At 36.1% G+C, this 9,995-nt stretch carries 8 protein-coding genes, 1 tRNA gene and 2 rRNA genes; 7 read left to right on the top strand and 4 right to left on the bottom strand.

Features of this window, described 5'->3' with window-relative positions:
• Nucleotides 1-71, bottom strand: a tRNA-Thr gene (locus tag H7U22_RS11220).
• A gap of 462 nt (nucleotides 72-533) precedes the next feature.
• Here H7U22_RS11220 and H7U22_RS11215 point away from each other — a divergent pair.
• The 3 genes from H7U22_RS11215 (at nucleotide 534) to H7U22_RS11205 (ending at nucleotide 2,676) form a co-directional block, all read left to right on the top strand.
• Nucleotides 534-848, top strand: a complete 315-nt coding sequence (locus H7U22_RS11215; protein ID WP_187071455.1) for a hypothetical protein — start codon at nucleotides 534-536, stop codon at nucleotides 846-848.
• A gap of 112 nt (nucleotides 849-960) precedes the next feature.
• A complete protein-coding gene (locus H7U22_RS11210; RefSeq protein WP_187071454.1) occupies nucleotides 961-1,275 on the top strand; it encodes a hypothetical protein in 315 nt (104 codons plus the stop codon).
• Between the two features lie 69 nt (nucleotides 1,276-1,344).
• Nucleotides 1,345-2,676, top strand: coding sequence for a sigma-54-dependent transcriptional regulator (locus tag H7U22_RS11205; RefSeq protein ID WP_187071453.1), 1,332 nt, complete (start codon nucleotides 1,345-1,347; stop codon nucleotides 2,674-2,676).
• A gap of 108 nt (nucleotides 2,677-2,784) precedes the next feature.
• Here the strand turns inward: H7U22_RS11205 and H7U22_RS11200 are convergent, their stop codons facing one another.
• Nucleotides 2,785-5,265, bottom strand: a complete 2,481-nt coding sequence (locus H7U22_RS11200; protein WP_187071452.1) for a hybrid sensor histidine kinase/response regulator — start codon at nucleotides 5,263-5,265, stop codon at nucleotides 2,785-2,787.
• A gap of 282 nt (nucleotides 5,266-5,547) precedes the next feature.
• Here H7U22_RS11200 and H7U22_RS11195 point away from each other — a divergent pair, with 282 nt between their 5' ends.
• The 4 genes from H7U22_RS11195 to rlmN all read left to right on the top strand — a co-directional run bounded on the left by H7U22_RS11195 (nucleotide 5,548) and on the right by rlmN (nucleotide 9,163).
• A complete protein-coding gene (locus H7U22_RS11195; RefSeq protein ID WP_187071451.1) occupies nucleotides 5,548-6,237 on the top strand; it encodes a helix-turn-helix transcriptional regulator in 690 nt (229 codons plus the stop codon).
• A gap of 153 nt (nucleotides 6,238-6,390) precedes the next feature.
• Nucleotides 6,391-6,951, top strand: coding sequence for a DinB family protein (locus H7U22_RS11190; RefSeq protein ID WP_248284727.1), 561 nt, complete (start codon nucleotides 6,391-6,393; stop codon nucleotides 6,949-6,951).
• Nucleotides 6,952-7,045: 94 nt separating this feature from the next.
• Complete coding sequence (rluF, locus tag H7U22_RS11185) at nucleotides 7,046-8,020, top strand: 23S rRNA pseudouridine(2604) synthase RluF (protein ID WP_187071450.1); 975 nt, start codon at nucleotides 7,046-7,048, stop codon at nucleotides 8,018-8,020.
• Nucleotides 8,021-8,116: 96 nt separating this feature from the next.
• Nucleotides 8,117-9,163 carry a 23S rRNA (adenine(2503)-C(2))-methyltransferase RlmN gene (rlmN, locus tag H7U22_RS11180; RefSeq protein WP_187071449.1) on the top strand — a complete coding sequence of 349 codons (1,047 nt, stop codon included), beginning with the start codon at nucleotides 8,117-8,119 and terminating at the stop codon, nucleotides 9,161-9,163.
• A gap of 305 nt (nucleotides 9,164-9,468) precedes the next feature.
• On the opposite strand, the gene rrf (H7U22_RS11175) is transcribed toward rlmN, so the two are convergent.
• Both rrf (H7U22_RS11175) and rrf (H7U22_RS11170) read right to left on the bottom strand, forming a co-directional pair.
• Nucleotides 9,469-9,580 (bottom strand): 5S ribosomal RNA (gene rrf, locus H7U22_RS11175).
• 138 nt (nucleotides 9,581-9,718) lie between these two features.
• A 5S ribosomal RNA gene (gene rrf / locus H7U22_RS11170) occupies nucleotides 9,719-9,830 on the bottom strand.
• Nucleotides 9,831-9,995: the final 165 nt, after the last annotated feature.

Below are 9,995 nucleotides of genomic sequence, written 5' to 3'. Positions count from 1 at the left end.
CCTCCTATCGGAATCGAACCAATGACCTACTGATTACAAGTCAGTTGCTCTACCAGCTGAGCTAAGGAGGCTTTTAATCGGGTTGCAAGTATAGAAAAAATTATTCTTTTGATAAAAATTAATTTAAATTTTTGTTGAGCTACCAAGTTTAACCATCGACTTGTTTCTCCCCTCCTTGAAAATAAGGAGCGGCTGAGGGTGTTTACTACTTATATTGTACGGCCCAACTTCTTTAAACCCGATATACGCGAAAAGCCACCGATTCTTATTAGGTGCTTGAAGCATGAGCTCCAAGGGAGTCCCTTTGGAACGGTACGAAAAATTAATTTTGCCGTGTATTTGCTTTCCAAAGATCAAATATTTATAAAATCTGTTGCCATTACTCCCAATGTGTGGAGAAACTCCACAACCTAAATTCTTTGGTATAAAACTAAATATCTATAAATCAGATTATTATAACAATTATATGTTTTGGCACAATTATGAAACATTAGCAAGTATTGTTACAAACATTAAATTTTAAAAATCATACTATGAAAAAGTTCATTTTATCAGCTACATTCTTAGCGTTCGCAGGGTTCTCAGCAGTACAAGCAAGTGAAGTAAATACTTTAAAAAACACTGCAATTGTTGCAGTTCAAGATAGCGCAGTAAAAACTCCAGTAAAATTGGAAGAACTTCCAGAGCCAGTTACAACTGCATTAAAATCTGATGCCTACAAAGGTTGGACAGCAACTGAAGCGTGGTCGGTTAAAGAAGGCACAAAAGAATATTACTTAATCAATGTTAAAAAAGAGGCAGAAACAGGTTCTGTAAAAATTGATAAAGACGGTAAACCAGTTCAATAATTAGTAGCCTAAACATATAGGCGTAATCAACATAAGCGTAGCCCTCAGGCTACGCACTAACTAAACTACATTCACGAAACTTTCAGATAGTTTCAATTAAATTTAAAAAAAGATGAAAAAGTTCATTTTATCAGCTGCGTTCTTAGCCTTTGCAGGATTCTCAGCAGTACAAGCAAAAGAAGTAAAAACTTTAAAAAATGCTGCAATTGTTGCAGTTCAAGATAGCGCAGTAAAAACTCCAGTAAAACTGGAAGAACTTCCTGAGCCAGTTACAACCGCATTAAAATCTGACGCTTATAAAGGTTGGACTGCCACTGAAGCGTGGTCGGTTAAAGAAGGTACAAAAGAATATTACCTAATCAATGTTAAGAAAGAAGCAGAAACAGGTTCTGTAAAAATTGATAAAGACGGTAAACCGGTTCAATAAATCCCAAATATTACATCTACCTAGTACATGGAAGGCCAGACTTTGTCTGGCTTTTCTTATTTTTGTTGTATGGCGAGAATCCTGATTTTAGAAGACGATACAACATTTGCTCAATTACTTGAAGGTTTTTTAACTAAAAACAATCATGAGATTACACTCGTAACCCATGTAAAACAATCTTTTAAATTAATCGAAAATCAGGAATTCGATTTGCTTTTACTAGATTATCGTTTGCCTGATGGAATCGGATTTGAAACTTTAACTCATGTTCGAGAACTCGGTCTTTCCACTCCGGTAATCATTATGACCAGCTTTAACGATGTTCGCACGGCGGTAAAATCCATGCAAATGGGCGCTTTCGATTACATTACTAAACCTGTAAATCCAGATGAATTATTAATGGTAATTAAGAATTCTCTAACCAAGAGGGATTCTAAGACTGCTGAAATAGTTGAAACAGATTCTGATTTCATTAAAGGAAAAAGCGCTATTGCCGATAAGTTATATGAACATATCGCATTGGTTGCGCCAACGGATATGTCGGTAATTATACAGGGCGAAAGTGGAACGGGGAAGGAATTTGCAGCCAGAACTTTGCATCAACAAAGTAAACGTGCAGGCAAACCTTTCATAGCGATAGATTGTGGTGCACTTTCTAAAGATTTAGCCGCAAGCGAATTATTTGGACACATTAAAGGTGCCTTTACTGGTGCGCTAAACGATAAGAAAGGTCAGTTTGAGGTTGCCGATGGTGGAACTTTATTTTTAGATGAAGTTGGAAATCTAAGTTACGAAGTTCAGATAAAATTACTTCGGGCTTTACAGGAGAGGGTAATTCAACCTTTAGGAAGCACAAAACAAATTCCCGTTAATGTCCGCATTATTACTGCAACAAATGATGATTTAAGTAATAGCATGCAACAGGGCGAATTCCGCGAAGATTTATATCATCGATTAAACGAGTTTAAAATTCAGTTGCCCGCTTTAAGAGATCGGGGCGGAGATTTAGAGTTATTTATTAATCATTTCATCCAGCTTTCTAACCGCAATTTAGATAGAAATGTAAAAAGCATTTCCGCTGAAGCAAAATCATTGTTGTTAAATTACGATTGGCCCGGAAACTTACGCGAGCTTAGCAATGTAATTAAGCGCATGGTTTTATTAACGCCAGGAGATGTTGCTCAAGTTGGTGCTTTACCTGATGAAATGATGATTTCGGTTCATCAACAAACTGCACCGGGAGGATCATCAGATCTGAAAGCTGTAAACGAACAAAATGAAAAAACGCTTATTGCCGAAACCCTAATTAGAGCGAAACACAATAAATCCAAAGCAGCTAAAATGCTAAATATAGACAGGAAAACATTGTACGCTAAAATGGAAAGGTACGGGATTGAGTAAGCCCAAACTATCAAAGTAGTAAGCTTGAATTGAACCTATGATAATAAACTTATGGTTTTTAGCCCTTCATCAACTCTCTTTCAGGAAAGGGCATGAAAGGGTGAGACTTTATTTCCTTTCACCAACCGGCTCCATTTCCTCCAATACCGCAATCAAAGCATCCAATTTTCGCAATTGATGTAAAATTTCAGTCTTAGTGCTCTCCATTAATCCTTTGTCAGCCACCTCAATTTCCAGCAATCTAAAAGCTGAAGCTAAAGTTTTAGCCCCCATTTGTGCCGTTCTCCCAGCTAGGCGGTGCACTAGCAATCTACTTTTATCTTGATTATTTTCTTCTAAATATTTTTTCAATTGGATAGAATCATCAATACAATCCTGTTTAAACCGATTCAAAATTTTCTCCAGCATTTGTTGATCTCCAAACGTCATTTTCTCAATAGAAGAGAAATCGAATTCTGGTTGTTCTGTTACTATTTCAGTTCTTTCAAAAATCGACAATAAATCTTCTGCCCTAAATGGTTTTAAAATCAAGCCATCAAAGCCTTCGCTCAAAACCATTTCACGTTCTTCAGGCAACACCTGAGCAGTTATAGCGTAGAATTTAATATTTGAGGGAAGTTTTTTCTTTAGTAAATGGCAAAGCTCCAAACCCGTCATTTCCGGCATTCGCATATCAATTAATACATATTTCAAATCTTCATCAGGTTCTTCATGAAGTATATTAGCAACTTGATTGAAACTTTTATAAGGAATTTTGTTTTTTTCAAAAATTAATCCACAGAGATCTAAAATTAATTTGTCATCATCAATTACCCAAACTTTTCCCGAATCAACAATAGCATAATGCTCCAAATCTAGCGCCTCATTTACACGCTCTTCTGTAGCTTCGTATTTTAGATAAATATTGAAAGTCGTACCAATACCGGGTTTGCTTTTTACGTAAATTCTTCCACCTTGATTTTCGATTAGCGATTTAACAATTGTTAATCCTAAACCTGTACCCGTTTGATTGATAATATATTTCTCCGGAGATTCGATTTGCTCAAACTCATTAAATATTTTGGCAATATCGGTCTCAGCAAAACCAATTCCAGTGTCCTTAATTGTTAAGTTAAAATGCAAATCTTTTCCCTGCTTTTTGCAAGATGCAGATAGTTGGATCTCACCTTTCAGTGTAAATTTTACCGCGTTTCCTAAAAGATTAAATAAAATCTGTTTCAATCTGAATGCATCGCCCTTTACAAATTCAATGCCCGACAAATCAAAATCTTCTATTAATTTTAGAGATTTCTGCTCAGCCAACGGACGCATAACCGACACCGCTTCGTTTAAAACTTTCCGAATATCGAATACCTGATTGTTGAAGCTAAATTCGCCTGATATAATCCTGTTGTAATCCAAAACCTCATTCACAATCTGCAATAAATGAATGGAAGATTGATAAATGGCATCAATATCTTTTTTCTTCGGATGCTCTTGTTGTGTAATCAGTTCGGCATAACCCAAAATAGATTGTAGTGGTGTTCTAATCTCATGACTCATGTTGGAAAGAAACCTTTGCTTTGCCTTGCCATGATATTCTGCCTCATCTTTTGCCTGCTCAAGTGCCTTTCTATACCGATTGCTTTTGGTAATATCAGTCAAAATCAAATACAATAAAATTACGGTTATTAAAAAGAAGGCAATAATAATAACTGTAATCTGTGTAATTCCATCATTAACTACTTCCTTTGCTTGGATTCCATTTAAATCTACCTGTGCAACTGCCTCACCCTCAACTTCTCTCAAAATTTGAAGCATTTGTCCAGTTAAAGCATTACTTGCATCAGATAAATCCGCTTCACGCTTTAAAAACTTCTGGCTTTTTTGCCGTTGTTCCAGCTCGATATTTTTTAACGAGCCAGTCATACTTTTCATAATACTGTCTTCAGCTTTTGCATTTAAAGTATCGCGTTTAACCTTAAATTCCTCATTGATGATTTTATAAACGTCAGATTTCTTCTTGCCAAATAACTTGCTTAAAAACCCTTTAGATTTTTCTTGTTCATCTGGCGCAACGGTTGTTGTAGAGGTTGTGGTTTCAGTAGTTAAAATTGCGCTATCGGTTTGCCTTGAACGGCTTGCTACCAGCCCATTTAGTTTTTTAACCTCATCAGAAAAAGATTTGGTATTAACCAAAGTCTCACGAACTTTCAAATAGGATATAAATTGCTTGTCTCTTTCGGTAAGCAAATTTTTAATGGATTTTATTCTCGCCAGCTGTATAGAATCACCAAAATATAATTTACGAAGGGTGTCCAAACTCACCCGAAGTTTTCTCGATTCCTTTAAAAAACTATTGTTGCCTTGTTTATTAAAAGCTTCATCGCGCTGTAATTGATCTAATCTTGCAATTTTGTGCGATAAATCATTTACGATTCTCAATCTATCATTTGGCGCAGAAATTTCTTCAACCGTATTCAGCATTCGCGTAAATGCAAATTTACTTATACCCCAAGCCAAAAGCAACGCAAAACAGGCGAATAAAAACCCGATGATTACTTTACTTTTTACAGCCCTGAAAAAACGTTTTTGAATATCTACCGCCATTAAATTCAGATTACCCCTTAGTATCTAACGAATTATATTAGAAAAAGACATCTGGAACAGTGTACAAATAACATACCATTAAGTTTTATACCTATAATCTCTTTACAATGGACTATGGAATTCATTTTTTCTAAAACACTGCATTAGTATGGATGAGTACTATTTCTAGACAACCATTTAATGCTATGTTTTGTCAAGTTAACAAAGGCTCATACAGAATAAATTTGCGCAGAATCTGCACATCCGTCGCAATTTTATTTAATTTTAACCAAGCCAACAACCATGAATCGTATCGACCGCCTTTTTGGGATCTTAACCTTATTGCAATCGCGGAAGTATATCTCAGCGGAAAAAATCTCTGAGCGATTTAATATTAGTATTCGTACGGTTTACAGAGACATAAAGGCTTTGCAGGAACAGGGGATTCCGGTAAGTTTCGAACAGCCCAAAGGTTATTTTCTCGTTCAAGGCTTTTTTCTCCCACCAGTTTCCTTTAATATGGATGAAGCTAATGCCCTATTACTGGTAGAAAGTTTAGTAAATGGTTTTGCAGATAACTCCATCCGTTCACATTACTCAACAGCGCTTACCAAAGTTAAAGCCGTATTAAAAGCCTCACAAAAAGAGAAGCTGGAAACCATGAATCAGCACATAAAGCTTCAAATTCCGGAGCGTATGACTTTCAATTTTGAATATCTTTCTATGCTTCAGATTGCAATTTCTGAGAAAAACATAATCGAACTCAATTATAAAAATGCTAAGGAAGAAATCAGTAAACGTACTGTTGAGCCCATCGGCTTAATTTTTTATGCTTTCAGTTGGCATTTAATTGCCTGGTGCCATCTCCGAAATCAATATCGAGATTTCAATTTGACCAGAATTATCTGTCTAAAAAATCTTGGTGAATCCTTTCAAAAAGTAGATCATATGCCATTGAGCGATTATATGAGCATGTTGCCTGTAAATTTTTGAGTTTTTAGAAGCAAAATCAGTGATCTTTAACTAAATCCAATTACGCCTATTCAGTTTATTCGACGAAGGCAAAATATTTTCATTGTATTTTTTACACTGCCATAGGGTTGTCAGTCTCCTATATTTTCTTTGTGCAAACAAAACCTCAAAACTATGAGCTTAGCCAGTTTATTATTAATGGAAATGCACTTAACGGAAACAACAAAACTAAAAAATATGGATCTTATTAAATTATTATTGAAAGAATTTGAAGCCGAGTTTAAAACCACCAAAAAATTTATGGCCATTGTACCTGCTGATAAGTTGGATTGGGCTCCGCATGAAAAAAGTATGAAAATGAAATCACTCGCCAGCCATATTGCAGAGTTGCCAAGCTGGGTAAGTATGGCCTTAACTACCGACGGGTTAGATTTTGCTACTGCGCCTTACGAAGAAAATCCAGTGAGCAGTGCCGAGGATCTTGTGAACCTTTTAGAGAAAAGCTATGAAAGCGGGAAGGCCGAACTAGAAAAAGCAAGTGAAGCAGATTTAGAAGGCAAATGGGTTCTACAAAACGGAGAACAGGTCTTAGCAAATTATACTAAGTATGAAACCATTCGCCATGCATTTAGCCAAACCACTCACCATAGGGCGCAACTTGGTGTATATTTAAGATTGCTGGATATTCCAATCCCAGGAAGTTATGGCCCAAGTGCGGACGATCAAAATTTTTAATTTTCAACAATTAAAAACAAAGAGCACCAATTAAACTTGGTGTTCTTTGTGTCTTCGTGGTCCATAACATAATTTATTTCCGTAAAATTGCAGTATGAATAACAACTCTGCAACCCGTTTAAATAAATTCATCAGCGAAAGTGGATTGTGTTCGCGTCGCGAGGCGGATAGATTTATAGAAAAAGGAACAGTTTTTATAAACGGAAAAAGGGCAAAAGTTGGTGATCAGGTTTTGGCTGGAGATAAGGTTATGGTTAATGGCCATAATATTGAACCTAAAGAAGAATCTAATTTTATTCTGTTAGCTTTCAATAAACCTGTTGGCATTACCAGTACAACAGAATCTAACATTAAAGATAACATCATCGATTATGTTAACCATAGCGAACGCATTTTTCCTATCGGACGTTTAGACAAAGATTCTTCCGGTTTAATTTTCTTGACCAATAATGGCGATATCGTTAATAAAATTTTAAGGGCTGGTAACAAACATGAAAAGGAATATTTAGTTACAGTAAACAAACCAATTACAGAAGATTTTATTTTCGAAATGAGTAATGGTGTGCCCATTTTAGGTGTAAATACCAGAAAATGCAAGGTTCGCCAAATCAGTACTTTTGTATTTAACATCATTTTAATTCAAGGTTTAAATAGGCAAATCCGTAGAATGTGCGAACATTTCGGCTTCGAAGTAACAAAATTGGAGCGCACTCGGATCATGAATATTAATCTTAAAGGTATCCCAACTGGAGAATTTAGAGAACTTACCGAAAATGAATTAGAGAGCATTACGAAAATGATTGAAAAATCATCATCTGAAGCGGCATCCAAACCAAAAAATACCAAGAAAAAAACAAACTCTTGGGAAGATATACCGGAACTTAAACAAGAGCAAACTAAAAAACCATCTCGACCATCAAAACCTAATGGCCAAAAATCATTTGCTAAAAAATCTTCGAGTAGTTCATCATCTAAACCTGCAAATAAATCAGGCTCAGCAAATAGAAATTCGAGGCCAGCAAAAGGAAAACCTGCTGGAAAAGCAAATACGCGACAAAGAGGAAGATAGTATTGGCAAACAGCAAATTGTAAAATTCGCTCCTCAATCATTTACAATATCCTTTAACCTTTCAGCTTAAAAGCTTTTTAAGTACCTTTGCAACAAATGGTAACAGCAAAAAAACTCGATATCCGCTCATTAGATTTGCCTCAGTTGCAACAGCATCTTACAGCTATGCAACAACCTGCATTTAGGGCTAAGCAAATCTATCAATGGCTTTGGGAAAAATCTGCAACCAGTTTTGAAGAAATGAGCAATCTTTCTAAAGATTTAAGAAAGGTTTTAGATGAAGGTTTTGCCATAAATGCTGTTCAAGTCAACAATTCGCAGTTCAGTAATGATCATACGATAAAAAATACATTCCGTTTGGCAGATGGAAACATTGTTGAAGGAGTTTTAATTCCTTTAGAAGATCGTATGACGGCCTGCGTAAGTTCTCAAGTTGGCTGTAGTTTAACCTGCAAGTTCTGCGCAACAGGTTACATGGACCGTAAAAGAAATCTAAATGCAGATGAAATTTACGATCAAGTTGTTTTAATTGATAAGCAAGCCAAACAGAATTACAACAATCCCCTCACCAATATCGTTTATATGGGCATGGGTGAACCCTTGCTAAACTATGCAAACGTACTTAAATCCATCGAACGCATAACCGCTCCAGATGGTTTGAACATGAGTTACAAACGCATTACTGTTTCTACCGCAGGGATAGCTAAAATGATTAAGAAACTTGGAGACGATGGCGCTAAATTTAATCTTGCCCTTTCCCTTCATGCTGCAGATGATAAAAAACGCAATGAAATTATGCCCATTAACGAGGCCAATTCATTAAAAGCGCTAGCTGAAGCACTAAAATATTATTTTGCAAAAACAAAAAATCCAGTTACTTACGAATATATTGTTTTCGATCATTTCAACGATGAAATATCTGATGCAATGGATTTAGCCAAGTTCTGTAAACACATTCCCTGTAAAGTTAATCTTATCGAATATAACCCAATTTCCTTTGCCGATTTTACCAATGCCGAAGGAGATAAAATTGATGCTTTCGCCAATTATTTAAAAAGTCAGGGCATTACTACTAACATTCGCCGAAGTAGAGGTAAAGATATTGATGCAGCTTGCGGTCAGCTGGCCGTAAAGGAAAGCTAATTTCACAGTATCCTAAAACATTAGTAAAGCAAATACAGCATTTCATTCCGAAAGCTTCGGTCCCGCTATACACTACAATCTTTTTGGCGTTCATTTTTGTACTAAAAATTACTTTTAACCAAAAAGTATTTTCGTTATTATCGGGTTTAGAAACCTAATGCAGAAGTTAACTACTCAATCAAAACCGAATCGTAAATACTTTCTGCATAGTTTAAATAATACCTTATACGATTAATACTAAACAAGAAAACCCTGTAGTTTTCACTACAGGGTTTTTAAAATCCTCAATATATAGAGGTTTTAAGATTTGGCATCGACCTACTCTCCCACGTGTTACCGCAGTACCATCAGCTCTGGTGGGCTTAACTTCTCTGTTCGGAATGGGAAGAGGTGGACACCACCGATATAGACACCTAAATATTTTTATATCGATTCAATATTTCAAATTAACAACCATGTTTAACATCAAATGTTAATATCCATAGTCTTGTAACCAGAAAAACCCTGCAGTTGTTACTACAGGGTTTCTGATTTTCTGCTCTTGAGCAGTTTAAGATCTGGCACCGACCTACTCTCCCACGTGTTACCGCAGTACCATCGGCTCTGGCGGGCTTAACTTCTCTGTTCGGAATGGGAAGAGGTGGACACCGCCGATATAGGCACCTGAATATTTTAATATAAGACTAAAGATGAAAGCTTAAAGACTAAAGCGAAATCCGCCTTTGGTCTTTGGTCTATCAGCTTATCAGCTTAAATGACATATAATTGGAAGAAGTTAAGTTTCGAAGAGCAAACAACGATTTGTTGCCTTTGAAAGCCTCGGATGATTAGT

The organism is Pedobacter fastidiosus (assembly GCF_014306625.1).
Classification (GTDB): domain Bacteria; phylum Bacteroidota; class Bacteroidia; order Sphingobacteriales; family Sphingobacteriaceae; genus Pedobacter; species Pedobacter fastidiosus.
The sequence above is the reverse complement of the archived record's forward strand: the minus strand, read 5'-3'. Positions and strand labels throughout refer to the sequence as shown.